Source organism: Rhodococcus sp. MPR-R1B, assembly GCF_058793255.1.
In genome coordinates, this window is sequence record NZ_JBXAFO010000032.1 from 43,704 (window position 1) to 62,543 (window position 18,840).

Sequence of the window (18,840 nt, forward strand, 5' to 3'; positions counted from 1 at the left end):
GCCACAACAAGGGGAACTGATGAAGCGAAGCAGACGAATACTGGGCCTGGTCTCGGCCGGCACCGCCTTGTCGCTGGTGACAATCGGTGTCACGGCAACGGCGTCCGCTTCGGCGGATCCAACCACCACGACGGTCGCCGCTATAACTTCGGCGATTCCTGACCTGGGAGACCTAGCTGGAACCGTCGACTGGACGGCAGCGGCCACCGCTGCAGCCAACACCGCAGCCGCAGCGAGCGGGAACGGACAGGCTACCGCGTCGACGCCAAACGTGACGGGAGATGCGATCACGGACAAAGCCGTCACAGCGCCCGTCAGGGAGGGTGTGAATCTGATCGCCGGAGCACTACCGCCGGGCGCAATCATCCCTGGTTCCAAGGGAACTGACGGAATGCTGACCGGTTCCACCGCACCGCGGTGTGCAGCTACCGTGATCACAGCTGTGCCTGGCACATTCGAGACGGGTCCTACCGCTGATCCGAATGCTCCTGTCGGCCTTCTCGCTCAGGTGGTGGAACCTTTGACAGCTGCTCTGGGAAACCAGGTGTCAGCGACATTCATCCCGTACGCCTCTGATGCCTCGGTCAACGGCACCAGTTACCTCCGGAGCGTCTCGACTGGCGTTCAAGCGACGTTGGCAACGATGGAGGATGTGGCGAATCGCTGCCCAGAGGCACAGCAGATCTTGCTGGGATTCTCACAGGGTGCCGAAATCGGTGGCGACGTGGCCACGGCAATTGGACAGCGGCGCACGAGCATCAACCCGGACAGTGTGGTCGCTGTCGGATTGTTCTCAGATCCGAAGCGTCCAGAAACCTCGAATGTTTTGGCGGACACGACTCAGACCCAACCGGCGTTGCCCACGAGTCTTCAGGAGAAGATCAAAGAGATCGTCGAATCTCCGTCCTTCGCGCAGATGCAGTTGCAGCTCACCGACGGATTCCGGTCGCTGGTAAACCAAGTCGCGACACAGGTCAGCGACACTGGACGTGCTGTTGCTGATGCAACTGCACCCACGTCGTCGACGCAGAAGTCAACGACAACCACGACTACCCACGCTGCCGTCCCCGACTCGGATAGTCAGGCTGTCGCAACGACGACCGCCCCGGAGGAAACCGCCTCTGTTGCAGGTAGCAGCACCAACTCGGCAGAGACGACGACCAAGCGTCCAGCTGCCGGTCAGTCCGGATCCACGACCACCTCTCACAGCCCGACCACGACGTCGAGCAGTAAGAGTTCATCCGCTGAGTCCCCCGGCGCTGCTTCAACTCGCGCCCCGTCGGTCACCGATGATCCGCTGATGCAGCCCCTCGACGACGGAACTAATCGCGACGGAATCAACAATGCGCCGGCGGCGAAGCCGTCGACATCGCCAAAGGCACCCACGACGTCCAAAGCTGCACCTTCCTCGAGTAAGACTGCGGCGGCCGGTAGCGAGACGAACAACACGGCAGATGGTGGGCTCGCAAGCAACTTCGCCAAGTCGTTGGCGGGGGACGGAGTAAAGCCAGAAGCCCGAATTGCGGTCAACGTCAACGAGAACCGTAAAGTTGATGTCGCACCAGTGACCATGGGAGCGGTATCGGGTGGCGGCTTGTCAGGGCAACGCGATTCAGACTTCGGTGCTTTGTCCGGGGTCGTCGCAGAAATCTGCGTTCCCGGAGACGTTGTGTGCTCACTCCCTGAAAACTCAGAGCTGGCACGTCAGCTTGTCCAGGTGGGGAAGAACGTTTCCGGCAATCTAGGTGAGCTCGCGACTGTCGATGGCGCGAATCGTATGGTGGGCTTGCTCTCGCTGCAGGCGGTCAACACCGTTGCCGACATCACGGGTATGCCACGGTCGAAGTTGTCCGCGGAGACGCTGCAGTCGATGGTTGAAATGATTGCGGGTTCAGCCATGACAAGTATGGGCAATCCCGCTGGCGCGGCGTTGTTGGCGAAGGGTGTATCGGCTCTGCCGAACGCGCTACCTGAGGTTTTCGCTCAAATCGCGGATATTCCAGCGATTCTCGCTCAGCTCCCTAATGCAGGGGACACCGCGATGAAGAACCTCGGGTTGGACAAGGTCGTGGACAGGATCTCGCAGGCCTTCGCGGAAGCCGGTATGACCAGTCCCCTTCAATTCGACAAGTTGCCGATAGCGATCCCCCGGGTTCTCGAGGCGTTGGCTCAGGACAACCAAGGTTTGCTGCAGTTGGCAACCAATCCGGCCGTGCACTCGGGCAACAGCCTTCACGTAGCTTTCGACACCATTCAGATTGCCGGCAATCAGGATCCGTACCAGTGGGTAGATGATTGGTTCAAGCGAATCTCTGTCACTGCGTAGCTTTTACGACGACTGTGGCCCACTCTCTGGCAAAGAGGGTGGGCCACAGTCGTTTCGTTGAGCGTGCCTAACCGTCTGCAAGTGCCTTCTGCTCGATCATGGCCATGAGGGTTCTGACGGTCTTGGTCTTGAGTTCGCTATCGGCGACGGGTCGCAGTCCTCTCACGATTTCGAGGAGATCGACGTCGTCGAGGTCGGTCGTCTTGTCGAGGTCGAGGATGTGGACTTCGTCAGATGTGGCGGCCGTGCCTTCGGAGATCACCACCAATGGGATCGCGTTTGGAGGGGCTACGTCTTTGCGCGGTCGATTGTTGGTTCGCGTAGTTCTTTTGGTTCCTGACTTCACCTGCTGTGAGTCCTCTGGCGTGGGTGCGGGATCTCGCTTCCCCGGTTCAGGTGTACCCGGCTCTGACGTGGGACTCGGCTCAGGTGTGGAGACTGGCGATGGAAGGGGATCGTGCTTCACCGCCCCACAACCCCCCGACTCCGGCGTAGTGCCGGGCTCAGGCGTGGCTGCGTCCACCGAGGGATCCACTTTCGCCTCAGAGTCCACAGAGGCTGACGTTTCCGGCTCAGCCGAGGTCTCGGAGTCCGACGTCTCTTCAACCGCGCGAGATGCGTCCTGAGGCGGTATGTCCGTATCGTCCTTCGTATCTGTCGGTACCGTGGCCGCTCGGGGCTGAGCGACTGGCACCGGGCCTGAGCGGGGTCGCCCGAACTTACTGGCTGGCCGGGCAAATGCGTTGTTGGTCATGGTTGTGGGCCTCCCTCGCCTACTCACGTCGCAGGCCGGTATCTAGGTGTGTGGGTCCGATAGAAGAGGTTTAACAACCACTGCCGCGTTGCGCGGCACGGATCCAGCACCCAAAGTCGAGTCAGACGCGACGACGCAAGAGCTGGTTCACTCGCATCAGTTCCTGCAGGATCTCAGCCTCATCGTCACCGCCGGCCGTCAATCGCTGCTGCAGCTGAGTCTGTGCGTGCAGCAAGGTCCGTCTCTGCACCCGCGATGCAGTGTCGACAGCGCTGGCAGCGTCCATCACCTCGGTGAATGCGATCAGCCACAGCAGCCTGTGGTGTTTATGCTCGACCGCCTCGGTCATGACCTGCGACCACAACTCGGCGGCGTCTCCGGATACTGGCCTGCCGGCGGGGTACATCACCGTGGACATCTCGACAATCTCTGCGACTGGGCGTGAGAACAGCTGATAGAGATCGGTCTTGAGTTGCGCTAATACAGTTTCGGCTGTCTGCGGATAGGCGATGAAGTACGCCGCCAAACTGCAGTCTGCATCAGTTAACGGCTGATCTAGCGGCGCTGCGTCTGTCGCCGGGGACTGACTTGCACCTGACTGTGTCGGAGACACGTCACCGGTATCGACGCCGATCTCAGTTGCCGCCCACTGTTGGTACTCCCTGCGGAGCACAGCGGACTGCACAGCTGAAAGCCTGCGCCGCACTTGTTCGGTGGCGTTCACCTTTCCTTCCGGAGTGGTGAGATCGAAGTTGCCTATGTCGCCGGTTAGCAAGGCGCGCAGTGCGGGACGCCGTTTGTCGGTCGCTGCCACCAGTGCATCAGCGCCTCCGACGGTTCTCACGTCGCACGGATCTGATTTGTCGCCATAGGCAGTGAAATCGAGCACGGTGATGTTGGTCGTGAAGCCCTGGCATGCTTGGAACAGTGCCCAAGCGGCTTTTCGTCCAGCTGTGTCGTTGTCGAATCCCACGATGATTTCACCGCCGTCGCCGACGCGGGACGCCAGCAGCTCGGCTTGGGTTCTGCTGAAGGCGCTTCCGGATGCTGCGACGGTGTTGTCCAATCCGGAGGCGACCATTGCCATCACGTCCGTCTGACCTTCTACGACGAATACCTGACGACGTTGGAGCATTGAACGACGAGCCTTGTCGTAGCCGAACAGCAGATCACCTTTATGGAACAGGTCGGTGCCGCTGGTGTTGAGGTACTTCGCTGGCGCCGTTCCGGTGAGGTCGCGTCCGGTGAATCCGACTATGCGCCCTTGCGGGTCGTGGATCGGCCACATCAATCGGCCGCGGAACGCGTCGTAGTGCCCACGTTCCCCTTCCTTGGTGATCCCGGCATCTCGTTGGATCTCGAGCGGGTGTCCGGCAGCGGTGAGCGCAGCGCTGAGAGCATTGCCGCCGACAGGGTTGTACCCGAGACCCCATTCCTGCGCGTGCTCGCTGGTGAAGCCTCTCGCTCGAAGGAAGTCGCGGGCTGCTCGGCCTTCGGGGAGTGTGAGAAGCCATTCGCTGGTGAGCTGTTGCGCTTTTTCAAGGACGCTGCGAAGTTCATTTCGGGCGCGAAGATCGTTGTCTGCGAGGGAATCTGAACCTTGAGGCACTGCCAACCCGGCACGATTGGCCAGCTCTGAAACCGACTCTACGAAGCGGAGTCCGTCGACTTGCATCAGAAAGTCGATGGCGTCGCCGCTCGCGCCGCATCCGAAGCAGTGGAATCGGCCCCAGTCGATGTTGATCGTGAACGACGGTGTCCGCTCGGAATGGACGGGGCACAGCGCTTTCACACGGCCTACGCCTGCAGGTTTGAGGTCCAGATAGTCCGCGGCCACCAGTTCAAGGCTTGTGCGGGAACGCAGTTCATTCAAGAACTCCGTGGAGAATCGGGGCGTACGCGGATTCTGCAGGTCCACTCCACGCTCCTACCCTTGTCAGATTCGGTGTTGCCACCTCAGCGTAGAAGAGCTGGTTCAGGGCGTGGCACTGGCCAAATCAGTTCTATCGGTTCCGATCGCGTAGCGCTTGTTGATGCCGTTTGAACCAGGCCTTCTGCTTCGCTTGCCAGGCGTCTTCGGATTGCTGCCAGGCGCCGCGCGATGACGAGAGTCGTTCGTCGAGAGTTGCCATGTCGATCGGCCCGGCTTTGAGTACCTCGACAACGGCGTCTTTCGTGCCGCCGACTGATCGAACTTTCTTCAGGAATTCTTTCGGATGCCATGCCGGACAGCCATGCGCCCTTAACATGTTGCTGGCGGTCTGGCTGTCGTCGAACCAGGCGATGATGGGTTGCGCGGGTCCGTGCTCGTCCTGCCACGCCCACCATTGCCGGACTTTCACCTCGTCCTGAGGCCGCGACCCGTCTTTGATGAAGTGCCGAAACATGATCGGGCCCGGGGGGAACTTGTGGCTGAGCAACCAGTTCCAAGTAGCTCGGGCGAACTGTTCGGGGCGGGTCGTCGAGTATGCGATCTGTAGGCCTGCGGACTGCAACATCTCGACCAGTTTTCGCCCAGCCCGGATCACCTTTGCGCGGCTGTAGGACCGGTGGAAAGTATGCCAGTCCCGATCTTGCGATCGCTCCGTGTTCAGTAACGGCTCGAACTCCGCCATCGACGCGAGTACCCCGTCAATGTCGATCACTGCGAACGCGCCGGGAGTGGCCGGCTTGTTCTTCCAGGGTGTCGGCCGGAATCGTGATTCGGGCTGTCGCGGGGTCGGTGACATAGCATCTGACAGTATCCCGGACAGGAAGGATCGCCTGCTAGTTGGGGTGTGTGCGGCGTTTCTCGATTGGTTGCCTGAACGTCGCTGTGGCGCCCAGTCGGTTCGTCGTGGGCGCCACAGCCGGATCAGTTGAATAGCTATGCGACCAACTCGGTGCGCAACCGTGCGAGCTGAACACGTCCGAGTCCCTTTACTCGCTTCGCCTCGGAGATGTCGAGTCTGCCCATCAGGCTGATCGCGCCTTGGCGGCCGCGGCCGGGGAGTGATTCGATCAGGTGAAGGACTCTCATTTTGCCAACGACGGCGTCACTGTCTGCGCGCTCGAGTACTTCCTCGACCTTCACAGTGCCAGCTTTCAGTTTGGCTTTGAGATCTGCTCGTGCCTTGCGCATTTCTGCGGCTTTCTTCAAGCTCTCGGCACGCTGTTCAGGGGTGAGTACGGGTAGCGACATGGGCTTCTCCCTTTGCTGGGTTGGGCAGTCGATTCACTGCCGTGATCCTGGTTGGCTTTTCGTATAGCCGAGTAGTTCTGTTGTAGCAGTGACAGTTACGGCGTAGCGGCACTGTCGATCGCTGCTCAGAGTGGCTGCGGGATCCTACTGATCGTGACCGCTGTGACGTTCTTTCCCCTGAGGAACAGTTTCCCCATCGTCTCGTAAGGGGAATATCCGCGCAGCGTGACGGTTCCGCCGCCTGCGTTCATCGCGCTGGTGACGATCTGCCTCATCTGTGGCAGTGCGACGTCGACCTCGACGTCGTCCACGCTGGTGGTGTTGACGATGGGGATGCTCTGTCCGCGCAACAAATCCCCAGCCACGGCAAGGTTGCTGCCCGATCGGGCGACCAACTCGATCGGATGTTTCGCGCCGTGGGATTGTCCGGTGTTTCGGATCTGGATGAATGCTCCGTCTGCACTGAATACTCGGGGCAGTACCGAGAGGAATCGGTCGAAATCGGATAGGTCTGCGATATCGAGATCCCAGCACCGCAAGCCGTCTGGCTCAGCGAGTGCATCGTCGAAATCGGGCATACCCGCTGTTTGAGCGTTGTGGATGACCGTCGTCGTGCCGTCAGAAATCTCAGTCTGGCAGGTGGAGTCGGTGACCGCTGCCGTCAAGGTCCATTGGTCTGCGCTCGATTTCAGCAGTTTCGCTGACGCGGCCAGTACTCCGATCCCCGTATACCCGATCGCCGCTCGCCGGCTTGTGCCGCCAATTGCGTTTAGCGTGACGGTCCCTGCGGAGTAGTCGCCGGCGACTGCGACAGAGATGGAGCCGTCGGCCGCAGTGCCAATACGGACATTCACAGCAGGTTTGGATCCTGTGGTCGCTGCGTGTGGCGCGAGAACGGCCAAAGCTTGTTTTAGTTCCGTCGGAGAAACTGCTGCTGTTGGTTGAGTATTGAGCAACTTCTCGTCTGACGAGTCGTGTTTGTTGGCACGCACTTTGAATTGACTGCCGAACCTAAGGAACCCATCGCTGTAGGTCAGCGCACTTCGGTCCGAACGTGAGCTTGAAGTCTCTACGATGGTCCGAATTTGGTTGTCCACGACCCACACGGGGGCAATGCGTTCGCGAGGACTCTTGGTCTCGTCTTGAGGTAACGCGGTCAGGACGGTCACCGAAGATCCCCAGGCATCTCGACCGGCGATTGTCAGGGTGTCTCCGTCGACGGCGATGGTGACGCCTTCGACTCTCTCAGGCAGCGCGTGGATCACCTTGATGGCGCCGACGACGGCCTTCGTGGAAATGGTGTTGGCTATGGACACGAAAGTCCCCTCGTGTTTGTAGTGCATTCTCCGATGGACTCAGGATCGCATAATGGCTTCCGGTCATGCGGCATACCGGCCCGTGTTCTCTGCGACCTAGATGCGTACGTTTGTGAAGCTCGGGTGCTGACTGCTACCGGCGGCGTTCAGATGGTGGCTTTCCACCATCCGCCGAAGTGCTCGGATTCCTTCGATGGCGCCAGGTCAGGTGCAATCACAACGAATCGTTCTATCGTTGGATACGTGGGTCCTCGTTGGCGTAGGTAGACCCTAGTGATGTTGTCGTCGACGACGGTTTCAGCGCTGGTTACGTTGGTGTCCAGCTGAGCCTCCCTGATCAGAGCTCGTGGATTCGACGATCTGCGGGAAGTGTTTCAAGGAAAGCCTTTTCGTTGGACAGCAACGCTGATTTCTACGTGCAGTCCATTCGAGTGCGCCAGGCTCGAATGGACTGCGCTCAATGGCACCGACTTGATCGGCCGGCGCAGGCCTGCGATATAGCCGATGCTTTGGCCGTGGGTCAGAGAGTCGTGATCCAGCACTCGACTGCGAGGCGGGCTGCTTCCTCCAAGTCTGAGAGCGGGACGATGACCTGGGCGTCAAGGTGTTCGGTGCGGTCGAAGCCGCCATCGGTCCGGCGAACACTCACTGCGGATCGGATTTCGGCAGTTGCCGAATCACCGCCGTCGGAGCTCAACTGCAGGTAAGGGCAGAATCCGGGATGGTCGTTCGATAGGTACAGCTCACGTCGATCTTCGGAGACGCTGAGGTCCAGGTCATCTGCGTCGCCATTGCTGTCGTTGGCGTACGCGATGAATGCCTTGGCGAAGGCCTCCGGGATTTCGGTCACTGTCATGGTCACTCCTGGTGTCATCGTGGGGTTAGGTGAGTGCCTGCGCACCGCATTCGGCGATGCGGGCAAGGCGATGTTGCTGGTCTCCGATACCTCGAGTTCCAGCCAAAGGGGTGCGGGCATTCGGCCAAACGGATTGCGCGATACGGGTGTAGCTGCGGCCACCGAGGACGACGACGTTGCGATGATCGAAGAGCCCTTGATCGATTGCCTGAGCTCTGCGGTGATCGATCCGGGGCTACCCATCCGCAAGTCGTACGGCTCCACCATCCTGTCGAGGGCGAGAAGACCGTGGAGCGCTGAGAGGATTCTGATCGACTCTGGGCTGGTCAGCGCCCGTGCAGCTTTGAGCCCGAGCCGGTGGTATCCGCTTCGATACATTTCGCCTGCAGGTGATGCGACGGCGGACTTTACGGCGCCGCAGGGAACCACCACCAGTGGTGATCCGTCGGCGACGACTGGGGTGATGTCGGCTGAACCGGCTCGTTCCGTTGTCTCGACTTCGAGGTCGTGCGCGATATGTTCCGCGATGGTCCAGTTCAGCCAGTGCCAGCCTTCGCGCTTGGCCAGTGCACCCTGATATCCGGCACGAAACGCTGCCGTCTCGAATGGTGCGGTCCACAAAAGCAATTGGGTGTTCGGCAGAGTCATTTCGATACGGTCATGGGGCCGGAAGATTCTGGTGTGAACAGGTCCAATTGCCAATGGGATCCCTGCATGTCGGCCTCCGGTCTTCGGACCGATACCGGGCACTGACACGACGAGTCCGACGTCGTTGATCAGCGCTGCTCCTGGTGTTGGCGCTGTGAGTGTGGGGTCGTCGTATCTATATTTCGCAGTAAAGAGTGCCATCGGTGCGTCCGCCCGTGATATTGGTTCGTGCAATGTGCTTGCACCTGTCCTCAACACGCTATGAACGGAGTGGAAGTGTTGCGGCACGGATGGATTCGCTCGCGCGGCATTGAATCTGAGGAGCAGGTTCGGGTTCAGTCGAGCTGATGTCTTTACGTGCCGCACCTCCCACCCAGCCCGGTCAGTCTGGGGTCACTCGATCGACTCGGATCGAGTCAGGACCTCGACGACCGAGGCGCCCCCTCTGAAGAATTGGATGATTGCGATGCCTAACGCCTCCCACACGCCGACAGCAGGGCACTTCGCTTGGCTACCTGAGCAGGTCCAGTCAAGTCGATCCGACCCCTTCTCTGCGGCTCAGGCATTTCACGAAGAGATTGACGGGCTACCTGAACCTCGCGACTGGTCGGATCGACGGTTCTGGGGCGGTGGGCTCGCCCTCGTGGTTGTTGGAGTGCTCGGCCGCCTGGACATGATCCGTTGGGAGTGGCCAGCATTGCACTAGCGCAGGGTGCCTGCCCGGTGTGGGTTACTGGGCTGCACGCCGGATTCCTGCTGCATGCCGCCAGACTCTGGGCGAATCCCGCAGGCCCAGTGTTCATGGCCGGTTTCGAGGGCAGACATCGCCTGAGAATGCCCAGCGGTTGAGGTCTACCTGCGACTCGTACTGCTTGCGCGGTGTATCCCTTGTCTCGTGCTCACGGCGTGTGTGATGACGCTACTGGGGCGATGTCGGAAGTCCTCGAGTTTCGCGAATCAGGCATGATGTTGGGAAGGTCTTTGGGGCAGGAAAGGCCTTGTTCGCACCACCGGACAGCGTCGCGGTAGGCGCGGATGGATCTGGTCCTTCAGAGGAAACCGACGCAGGGGGTCGTGATGGGTAAGGCGAAGAGTAAGAGGAAAGTTGTTGTGCGGGAGGCACCTCCGAAGCACACTCCGGGAGCTCAGCTGCGACATGGACTCGCGGTTCGGCAGCGAGCAGAAATGGCGTTGTCGACGGGGCAGCTGAAGCCAGCGCAGATGCCGTTGTTGTTGGATGCGTTCGACGAGGCAGCTACGCCGGTCATGAAGCATCTGGAACCATTTGCTTTCTCGGTGTGGGAGTTGCGTAGTTTCCGCGCGTCGGGAGTTGTCGGCCCGACGTTGAATGGGTTGAGCAAATTCTATGGACAGCCAGTGGAGGTGCTCTCTGCGAACCCTGAGCGATATCTCGGGTTCAAGGGCGCTCTGGCCTTGTCTGACGAAGCAGTGGACGAGCAGGAGATAATCGTCATCTATTGCGGGTATCGGTGCACAAGCGGAGCAACATTGGACCGGCACGCTTACTTTGCCTCCGAGGAAATGACGGCGCTGATCCTGGCGGGAAGTGAGGGCTCAGCGGAAGTCGGTGTCACGATCGCTGATCTGCCCTCACCTTCTGGTGTCGCCTATCTGACGCAATCGGAGGGCGATCTGGTGTTGCTGTGGAACACCGTCGATGATCTGCTTTCGGTTCAGTTGGTGCCGACTACCGGGGCTCAGGACTTCATTGTGAATCAAGGTGAGATTCGGGAGGGCTGGGGATACAGGTTCGGCGATTACAAGTATCTGCCTATCCCAACTGCCGAGGCGGAATTGAGTTCTCCTGAAAGTGATTCCCCGCCGTCGCTTCAGAATATCGGCGGGTACACCCCAGGGATGCCCGATGACGCTCCGGATTGGTCCCGAAAGGGCATCTATCAGGGCTGGAGTTCTGAGCAGATATTGGCCGTATTTCTCTCGTTCACGCACATGCTTCGACAGGGAGCGTTGGTGGACTCGTCCACGATTCGCACCGCGAAGTCGTCATTGAGTGGGCGGCGTCGTCAGCCGGGGTTGGTGACGTATTTGTCGTATCGATCTCGCAGTGGCGCCCGCGCAACCGGTGACGATGGAGCACCGTCGCGGGTGTATTCGCACCGGTGGACAGTTCGGGGCCATTGGAAGCGGCAGTGGTACCCGAGTGAGCAGCGGCATCACCCGATCTGGATCTCGACGTACATCGCGGGACCGGAAGGTGCGCCGATCAAAACGTCCGACAAGGTGACTCTCCTTTGACGGGCGGTGCTGCCTACATAGCCGTGCTCATCGTGGTTGAACGGGCCAAGGAGTCGGAGGAGAACTATGCGTCTCAAGGATGAGCATCCGAAGTTGTTTCGTCAGCTGCATCCCACTCGCAATGCAGGGATTGATCTTGGTTCAGTAACGAACTCGTCGAACGACATGGTGTGGTGGATCTGCCCGGCCGGCCACGAATGGCGAGAGACCCCGTTGCAACGTCGTTCGGACATGGTGTGGAAGCAGGGCGACATTTACGCGTGCTTGTACTGCGTAGCCCCTGGTTGCACAGTGAACAGTTGCGGGCATCGCCGGTTTCAATCCGGCAAGGACTCCATCTTTCGGGTACTCGGGCATCCCTGTGACAAGTGTGAGATCACCGAGCATGCCCGCCGGATCCTTGACGCTCACGCTGACGATGTGCCGACTGCGATCGGTGTTCTCGAGAACAGCGCGTTGTACGCGTTGTTCTGTAGCCGGGGCTCCGAGGTCGTTGAATGGTGGGAGCACATTTTCCCGCTGGTAGAAGGGTATTTCGTTCGGATGCTCTGTTTGTACGTCGCGATCGACAAGGTGCAGTTCCGACAGCAGCGAAAGTGGACGGAATCAGCGGTGCTCGGTGCGTGCATGCTCCGAATCATCAAGGTACTACCGCAGAGTTGTCAGAAGGCGATGTATTCGGCCGTACCGGCGGATACTGGACACTTCCGTCAGAACTATATGCCTGACGTCTATCCGCACGAGATCGAGTGGGCGTTGAAGAAGGCAGGGTTCGATATCCTGGACACGCCATTGGGTAGCGATATCAAGGATAGGGTGCAATTCCTTGAGCAACAGCGCTTTTCCGCGAACGGTGAGATGCCGCCTGTGTATCTCAAGGACAGGCACTACCCCACGTTCGACCACGTTTCCTTCGACCGAGAAAAGGGCGCGTCCGCGACGCTGCAACATTTCCGGCCGATGGAGTTTTCGCCGCGAATTACGGCGGTGCGACTGACGCTGGGCGAATCCACACCTGCCGCCATGGACGATCCTCTCGGACGGAGCTACATCGGGTATGCGCCGGACCTCGCACCGGAAGAGCTGTGGGAGCGGGCGCGCGGGCTGTGGAAGCTGCGCGCTGACTACGTCGCGGCGTCATCGACCGCCTTGGTTGTCTTCGACCGAAAGGTCGTATTGGTCGCTTCGATCTCCGGTGCGTCTTTTCATCGTGACGCTCTGGCCATTGTCGGTGCCCCGAAATCGGATCACCCGCTGATCGGGCGTCCGGATCCGCTACACACGCCGAACCCTTTGGCTCACGGCACGTTCGATCAAGGCCAGGTCTCGTGACGAGAAGTAGTCATACTCGACGTCTCGATGGCGGCGCGTTTTCGGACGTACGCCGAACAGGTGACGTTGGGTCTTTGTTGCAGTTTCTGCTCGCGACCCAACCCATCGGTGAGGTGCAGGTCGTTGACGGATGTAGCGAGATGCGTCAGCATGTTCGATCGCATCCGTTGCCGGCGAGCCGTGGCGACGATGCGATGTGGGCGCAGTCGGCGGCAGCTGCGATGGAGAAGCCGCAGCGGGCGAGATCAGGCTTGAAGTCGTCACCGCGTGGACCGAAGTCGCCGGTGCAGTCGTGGACGGCTGTTCTCAATGTCTCGGCGGACGCTTTTGTGGGAGCGGGCGGTGACGTGTCGGTGCTATCGACTGCCGTGATGAGCCGGCTCGGTATCGCCTCTGATGATGGTTCGTGGAGGTGGATCGCGTTGTCCTTCCCTGTTGTCGGAAGGTTTATGCGGCGGGTTCAGCTGGCAGCGACACCACTCGATAGTCGTGATCCGACGTGGAGTCTGCTCGGCCACGAGAGTTGGGCACCGCGTGTAGCTGCGGCCGTCGTGGCGGATGCTCAGCGAGGGTTTCTGCTCTGATGTTCCTGCACAATGGATCCGAGCAGTCTTAACTGCACAAGCAGCGAACAGGACGATCCGTCTTGCGTTCGACTGTCAAAGTAGCGGCTTGTCGATCTGTTCGCGGAGGATATCGCCGTGACCTGCGTGCCTGGCGAACTCTTGGATCATCAGAAGCAGCGTCCATCGCATGCTGACGGTCCCTTCTCGGGGAGTGTCCATGGTGTCGTCGAGGTCGAAGCGGGAGGCGATCGCACGTGACCGTTGGCTAGCGCGCTCGAACTCGGCGATGACATCTGCCAGCGACTCGTCGCCAGCTACAGCGAAGGTACCTTCGTCTCGTCGGGAGTAACCATCGCATTCAGATTCGCTGAGTCCTGCCCAAAACCGTTGGAACCATATCCGTTCCGCGGCTGCCGCATGTTTGATCAAGGAGATCGGTGTCGTCAGCGATACGACGAGTCGTTGCCGGGCATCGCTTTCAGAGAGTCCGCGCACGGTCTCGATCAGCGCTTCGCGGTTCCGGTCGAGCGTGTTCTCGATGATCGATCGCTCCGTTCCGGCAGTAATTATGTTGTTAAACATGGTCTTTCACTCGATTCAGTAAGATGGCCGGCCAAGGATCTGTCGCTCGGCATCAGGCGAGGAGGGTTACGCAAAACGGCAATTCGCTGGGCGGGAGAAGCGAAAGGCCCGGGCGGGCTGGGCGGATTCCTGGGATCGCCGCAACACGATGAATGTCCAGCGTACTGGAGTGCGCAATGGGGTGGGGGCGATCAGTAGATGGTGCCCATCGCAGTTCGGACTTCATCGAGGGTCTGTTGGGCGATTTCGTTCGCGCGTTGGCTTCCGGCACGCAGTACGTCGGCGACATGGCGGTGGTCTTGGGTGAGGTCGTTTCTGCGTTGCCGGTGAGGAGCGAGGAAGTCGTTCACGGTTGTGGTGGTGAGCTCTTTGAGAGCGCCAGCGCCGGCGTCTCCGATCTGGGCGGCGAGGTCATGCTCGCTGCGGCCCGAGCACAATGCTGCCGTGGTCAGCAGTGCGGATACCCCGGGGCGGTTGATCGGGTCGAAGGTGATGCGGCGTTGTGAGTCGGTCGGTGTCTTACGGATTGCCGCTGCGGTGTCGTCGGCGGTCATCGACAGTGTGATGGCGTTTCCGTAGCTCTTGGACATCTTTCTGCCGTCGAGTCCAGGTACTTCGGGGCTCGAGGTAAGCAGCGCTTGAGGTTCGGGGAAGACCGGGCCGTAGCGGTCGTTGAAGCGTCGCGCGATGACACGGGTCATTTCGACGTGTGGGAGGTTGTCTTTCCCGACTGGGACGAGGTTGCCTTTGCAGAAGAGTATGTCCGCGGCCTGATGGACCGGGTAGGTGAGCAGGAGACCGCTGAGGGCACGCCCGGAGGCGGCGTGTTCGGCCTTGACTGTCGGATTGCGGTGCAACTCGGCCTCGGTGACCAGGCTCAGGAATGGCAACACGAGTTGGTTCAGTGCGGGTATCGCGGAGTGGGTGAAGATCGTCGCTCGTTGCGGGTCGATGCCTGCGGCAAGGTAGTCCAGCACTGCGCTGTACACGTTGTCGCGGACTTCGCCGATGGCGTCGCGGTCGGTGATGACCTGGTAGTCCGCGAGGATGATGAAGGTGTCGACGCCGCGCTGGTGCAGGCGAACCCTTTCTGCGAGGGTGCCGAAGTAGTGTCCGAGATGCAGTGGGCCGGTGGGGCGTTCACCGGTCAGGACTCGGTATCGGCTCGGGTTTTCGGCGATGTCGTCGCGTAGACGGTCGCTGCGTGCGGTGGTGGTTTCGAGGGATGTCACTGTAGGGCTCCTGAATGGTCAGGGGCTGTACGGAACCTCGGGCTCGGCCGGAATTCGACTTGCGCGTGGGCTGCATACAGCCCACGACATGGTTAGACGGGCTGCGAGAGCAGCCGCCACCATGCCTGTCGGATCACGAACACCTGGTCAGGCTAGCAGTTCATCCGGTGTCGAACGATGGTGCAATTCGGTCGCGATGGCTATGGAGACAAGTTATCGAGCAAACCGCGGAGGCGATTTTCGGGTGTACTCCGACCGAGCATGTTGCGGGGCCGGTTGTTGAGCTCGGCGGCGACTGCATCGAGATGCTCGCGACCGTATGCCATATCCGCGCTTCCCGCCGACTACCCCTCGGCTCACCGAAGGCGCTCGGGCCGTATGTAGTTCATGAATCGCGGACAGCCTGCAGCGGTGAGGGAACGGAACGAGAAAGAATCGCCCGCAAAACTGCCACCTTACCTGGGCTTCTGCTTTGAGGCTTCTAGTGTGACCTCTGCCAACTTTCAGCGCAGAGCAACTCTCTCCGGAACTATTTCCACACGGTTGACGACAGCAATTGCGTTCGGTCGATCGGGAGTAGACCGTCGTCGTTCTTACGAAGCTTGGTGTAGATCTCTCGCATACTTCCCTTGTCAGGAAGATGGATGCCTCCAGCGGCTTTCTCGAGGATCGTGACCGTATTCACTAGTGCGATCCCTCCAACGGGCTTTCCCATTTGACGAAGTCGGCTCAAACGCCGGATCTCCGTTGTCGCCAAAGCGGCGCCGCCTTGATCGTCGATGATCACTGTGACTTGGTGCCCGGCTTCGGCGTGGACCACCGCGTGCGCGATAACCATGGTTTCACCGAGATCTTTTGCTGTCGCCAACCGTTGTTTCCACGGTTGCTGGCTGATGCGGCCCAGGACGGCGATCAGTTCGGGCGTCGGATCATCGGGAAGCACGTCCAGCAGTCGTGAGGGGATCTTGTTCCAGACTCTCTCCACCTGGGCGAAGCGGCGGTCCTTCGCTGACTTGCTGAGCACCTCGTTGCGGACCGTTTCCGGAGTGCTGATCGGGCCCGTCGTCGCGAGCAGCAGGCGTTCTTTGTTGATGGCGAGAAAGTTCAGTGCCGGTCCGGCGTCGATGATCGGCCGTACTGTCATCCGGCAGGATCCTCGTCACTGTCGTCGTCCTCCCAGTCGGTGAAGTCGACATCGACTGTGGGCAGCGCAGCGGCGGAGGCCCACTCCGTCTGATGTTCGATGGGAGTGATTCCGTCTTCGTTGAGGCTCTCGACGACATCGCCGACGGGGATTCCACGGAGTGTGGCCAAAGTTTGTGCGGGCACGACGTTCTCGATGTATCCATCGATCGCCCGAGCCAACAGTTTTTGCGGCGCTCGACGTGTGTCGGACTGTGTTTGAAGTGATTCGTACTGGTCAGCCCACCCAAACCGTGCTGCTATCTGCGGTGTGGTCATCGCCATCCATTGGTCTTTGATGGGTGAGTCGATGCAGCCTGCGTGGTGCATCGCGATAGCCGCCACCGCCGGAGACACGCCGAAAAGCTGAACGCAGGTCGAGAGTGTCCTGAGGTCAGCTGATGCGCCACCGACAATTTGCTTCACACCGGCGACCGGGATCAGCAGATGTCGAGCGAAGGCATCCGCCCGGATCTCATGGGGTGGGCGGTTGTCACCGGTGTCCTCGATGGCCCAGTCGCCGAACACGACGTGCGCTAGCTCGTGAGCCAATGTGGTGCGTTGACGCATAGGGTTTTTGGTTCGAGCTACGGCAATGAACACTGCGTCGCGCGTGCTGTCACGCATTGTGAGTCCGTGTTCGTCCCGGCCACCGTCGAGTACTGCGACGTCATTGCCTGTCGTCTGCTCGATGAGCGCGACGAGGTCGGCGAGTGGCTGGTTGCCGAGCCCATGCTCGCGGCGAAACTCCGCCGCTGCATCGCGGCCTTCGATTTCTGGGTTCACAGGCAAACGCCGATGCCCTGGTCTTCGAGGTAGGCGTCGAGTTCGAGGAAACGGATCAGCTGCTCGCGCATCTGCTCCATGTTCGCACCGTTGGTGGCCCTGGCCGCGTACTGGACGCGGTCGGCAACCGTAGAAGTGCCTGTCAGCTCCGCCAAGGTGCAGCCGGTGGCCATGGAGATGGCGAGTAGTTCGTTCGCTTTTGCTGGCCGGGCGTCGGTGATGATTCGCGAGAGGGTCGACTGCGAGATGCCGGCCTCCTCGGCTAGCTTGCGCTGGCTCGGGATGTTGGCGGCGAGCCTCGCCTTCTCGATCCGTGTGCCGGTCGAGGGTGTGGTCATGACAGATACCCTCCTGAATCAGTTTGTCGATGTTTGATTCAGTGTAGATGTGTCGAGGTCATCCGGGCAATAGTGACCTTCGACAACTTGTGGACGAACCCCCAATAACGAGTGCCAAACACTCGCGCTCAGCACCCGTTCGGCCGTTCACAAGCCGCCGGACAGTGCCCACAGAAACTCCGAAATTGAACGCCTCGGAGGTTGGACCAGCCACTCGCCCTGCGTTCAACGGCAGGGGTCAGCGTTCGATCAACTCGATCGGATGGTCGAGATCGTATTCACCGATATAAGCAAATACGCGATCATCTTCGGGGCCACTGCCTTCAACGTCGATGAAACCGATATCGGCGTCAATGCCCTCGGCATCTGCCCTACGAATGATGACGTGGAGACCGGCGTCATTGGCATCCAATCCGATCTGCCGAACTTCGACCTCCATTTCCCGCTTGTCCCCCATCGTCGACCGGAGCCGGATGAGGGAACCAATCATTCGGCCACTGAGGTCAGCGATCTGCAAGGCCTTCACAGATTGTTCGATCTTCTTACGTGCCATGCCTTTGGCCTCCTTCGCTTGCACTGCGGCTTCCGCCGCCCAGGCATCACTATCACGCGCTCACGGCGCGAGTGCGGCACTCAACCAGCGCCCGACCGTCGAGAATCGATGACGAGAGTTCACCGAAACATGCTGGAGAATAGTGAATCTCAGATCTCGACCTCAGCGATCTGAGATTCGAAATGATCGAGCACCACAATCCGCGCCGATGTGCCGTTGTCGATCAAGCGCTCCGCAATCGCCGCAGCAAACGCGGTGGCGCAGCCGGCTGCTGCCCCAGCCACAGTGCCCGACACATCGACGACGTGCGCAACGTCGAGCAACCCGAGGGCCGGAACCTCGCCAAGCAATCGCAGCTCGCGCGTGAATTCGTCGTCGGGTCCGGCCCCAATCACGGCTCGCACCGTATGCGTGGACAACACATCCCCTCCGTCGGAAGTCTCGGTGACGGTGACCTGGGCTTCGTCCGCCAAGTGGAGGGACAAAGGAGTTCGGCGGATCGGCAAATCAGCGCACAGACTGTCCGGCCGCGGGCTGTCCCTGCGTGTACCAGCCAACTTCGATTGAACGATGATCTGCATGTTGAACCTCCAACGAATCGTGCGGGTTCACGATGAGCCCGCGACGACTCGACAGTGCGCGTACGGCTCGCGTTGTGCGGCACCACCTTCTGCGTGCTGGCCGAAACATTGATGGTGCAACGTCGGGATCGTCTTGCCAGTGCCTCGGACAGGTTGTAGTTCGTCGCAGGCTCCCCACTGTTGGTCCTTTTGTTGGAGACAGCCTGGTCCACGCTGCCTGCGGCGACGATCAGATAATCAAGCACGCACTAAGCCTGAATCCACCGATAGAACTTCCATTGACCGGAGTGTCTAACTGAAGAAAGTGCCCCCTGAACTGGGATGATTTGA

Annotated in this window: 17 protein-coding genes; 4 read left to right on the forward strand and 13 right to left on the reverse strand. The window is 60.1% G+C overall.

Annotated features, from left to right (window positions below):
• Positions 1-19 precede the first annotated feature (19 nt).
• On the forward strand, positions 20-2,326 hold the full coding sequence (locus tag AC1Q61_RS28710) for a cutinase family protein (RefSeq protein WP_047269104.1): 2,307 nt from the start codon (positions 20-22) through the stop codon (positions 2,324-2,326).
• A gap of 67 nt (positions 2,327-2,393) precedes the next feature.
• On the opposite strand, the gene AC1Q61_RS28715 is transcribed toward AC1Q61_RS28710, so the two are convergent.
• The 6 genes from AC1Q61_RS28715 to AC1Q61_RS28740 all read right to left on the reverse strand — a co-directional run bounded on the left by AC1Q61_RS28715 (position 2,394) and on the right by AC1Q61_RS28740 (position 9,081).
• Positions 2,394-2,591 carry a hypothetical protein gene (locus AC1Q61_RS28715; protein WP_058228286.1) on the reverse strand — a complete coding sequence of 66 codons (198 nt, stop codon included), beginning with the start codon at positions 2,589-2,591 and terminating at the stop codon, positions 2,394-2,396.
• Positions 2,592-3,201: 610 nt separating this feature from the next.
• Positions 3,202-4,998 (reverse strand): DNA primase, encoded by a 1,797-nt coding sequence (gene dnaG / locus AC1Q61_RS28720; RefSeq protein WP_064112191.1) that lies wholly within the window; start codon positions 4,996-4,998, stop codon positions 3,202-3,204.
• An 85-nt stretch (positions 4,999-5,083) separates the two neighbouring features.
• A complete protein-coding gene (locus AC1Q61_RS28725; protein WP_052959772.1) occupies positions 5,084-5,809 on the reverse strand; it encodes an HAD family hydrolase in 726 nt (241 codons plus the stop codon).
• Positions 5,810-5,946: 137 nt separating this feature from the next.
• On the reverse strand, positions 5,947-6,261 hold the full coding sequence (gene mihF / locus AC1Q61_RS28730) for an integration host factor, actinobacterial type (protein ID WP_047269107.1): 315 nt from the start codon (positions 6,259-6,261) through the stop codon (positions 5,947-5,949).
• Between the two features lie 125 nt (positions 6,262-6,386).
• Positions 6,387-7,577, reverse strand: a complete 1,191-nt coding sequence (locus AC1Q61_RS28735; protein WP_125053040.1) for a hypothetical protein — start codon at positions 7,575-7,577, stop codon at positions 6,387-6,389.
• 520 nt (positions 7,578-8,097) lie between these two features.
• The gene (locus AC1Q61_RS28740) at positions 8,098-9,081 is read right to left on the reverse strand and encodes a DUF6884 domain-containing protein (RefSeq protein ID WP_232354265.1); all 984 of its coding nucleotides are present in this window, start codon (positions 9,079-9,081) and stop codon (positions 8,098-8,100) included.
• Between the two features lie 1,185 nt (positions 9,082-10,266).
• Between AC1Q61_RS28740 and AC1Q61_RS28745 the strand changes: the two genes are divergently transcribed.
• The 3 genes from AC1Q61_RS28745 (at position 10,267) to AC1Q61_RS28755 (ending at position 13,274) form a co-directional block, all read left to right on the forward strand.
• Positions 10,267-11,358: a hypothetical protein gene (locus tag AC1Q61_RS28745; RefSeq protein WP_047269110.1), complete on the forward strand. Its 1,092-nt coding sequence runs from the start codon at positions 10,267-10,269 to the stop codon at positions 11,356-11,358.
• Positions 11,359-11,424: 66 nt separating this feature from the next.
• The gene (locus tag AC1Q61_RS28750) at positions 11,425-12,690 is read left to right on the forward strand and encodes a zinc-ribbon domain-containing protein (RefSeq protein ID WP_075835706.1); all 1,266 of its coding nucleotides are present in this window, start codon (positions 11,425-11,427) and stop codon (positions 12,688-12,690) included.
• A gap of 140 nt (positions 12,691-12,830) precedes the next feature.
• Positions 12,831-13,274, forward strand: a complete 444-nt coding sequence (locus AC1Q61_RS28755) for a hypothetical protein (protein WP_143542642.1) — start codon at positions 12,831-12,833, stop codon at positions 13,272-13,274.
• A 75-nt stretch (positions 13,275-13,349) separates the two neighbouring features.
• On the opposite strand, the gene AC1Q61_RS28760 is transcribed toward AC1Q61_RS28755, so the two are convergent.
• The 7 genes from AC1Q61_RS28760 to AC1Q61_RS28790 all read right to left on the reverse strand — a co-directional run bounded on the left by AC1Q61_RS28760 (position 13,350) and on the right by AC1Q61_RS28790 (position 18,510).
• Entirely contained in the window at positions 13,350-13,838 is a 489-nt protein-coding gene (locus AC1Q61_RS28760) for a DinB family protein (RefSeq protein ID WP_064112179.1), read from the reverse strand.
• Positions 13,839-14,029: 191 nt separating this feature from the next.
• On the reverse strand, positions 14,030-15,070 hold the full coding sequence (trpS, locus tag AC1Q61_RS28765; protein WP_064112177.1) for a tryptophan--tRNA ligase: 1,041 nt from the start codon (positions 15,068-15,070) through the stop codon (positions 14,030-14,032).
• Between the two features lie 529 nt (positions 15,071-15,599).
• Positions 15,600-16,214 carry a PIN domain-containing protein gene (locus tag AC1Q61_RS28770; protein WP_075835704.1) on the reverse strand — a complete coding sequence of 205 codons (615 nt, stop codon included), beginning with the start codon at positions 16,212-16,214 and terminating at the stop codon, positions 15,600-15,602.
• Entirely contained in the window at positions 16,211-17,038 is an 828-nt protein-coding gene (locus AC1Q61_RS28775; protein WP_064112289.1) for an ImmA/IrrE family metallo-endopeptidase, read from the reverse strand. Before AC1Q61_RS28775 ends, AC1Q61_RS28770 begins: the two co-directional genes overlap by 4 nt.
• Positions 17,035-17,376, reverse strand: coding sequence for a helix-turn-helix domain-containing protein (locus tag AC1Q61_RS28780; protein ID WP_064112288.1), 342 nt, complete (start codon positions 17,374-17,376; stop codon positions 17,035-17,037). Before AC1Q61_RS28780 ends, AC1Q61_RS28775 begins: the two co-directional genes overlap by 4 nt.
• A gap of 238 nt (positions 17,377-17,614) precedes the next feature.
• The gene (locus tag AC1Q61_RS28785; protein WP_047269115.1) at positions 17,615-17,929 is read right to left on the reverse strand and encodes a hypothetical protein; all 315 of its coding nucleotides are present in this window, start codon (positions 17,927-17,929) and stop codon (positions 17,615-17,617) included.
• Positions 17,930-18,078: 149 nt separating this feature from the next.
• Positions 18,079-18,510 (reverse strand): hypothetical protein, encoded by a 432-nt coding sequence (locus AC1Q61_RS28790; RefSeq protein ID WP_047269116.1) that lies wholly within the window; start codon positions 18,508-18,510, stop codon positions 18,079-18,081.
• Positions 18,511-18,840: the final 330 nt, after the last annotated feature.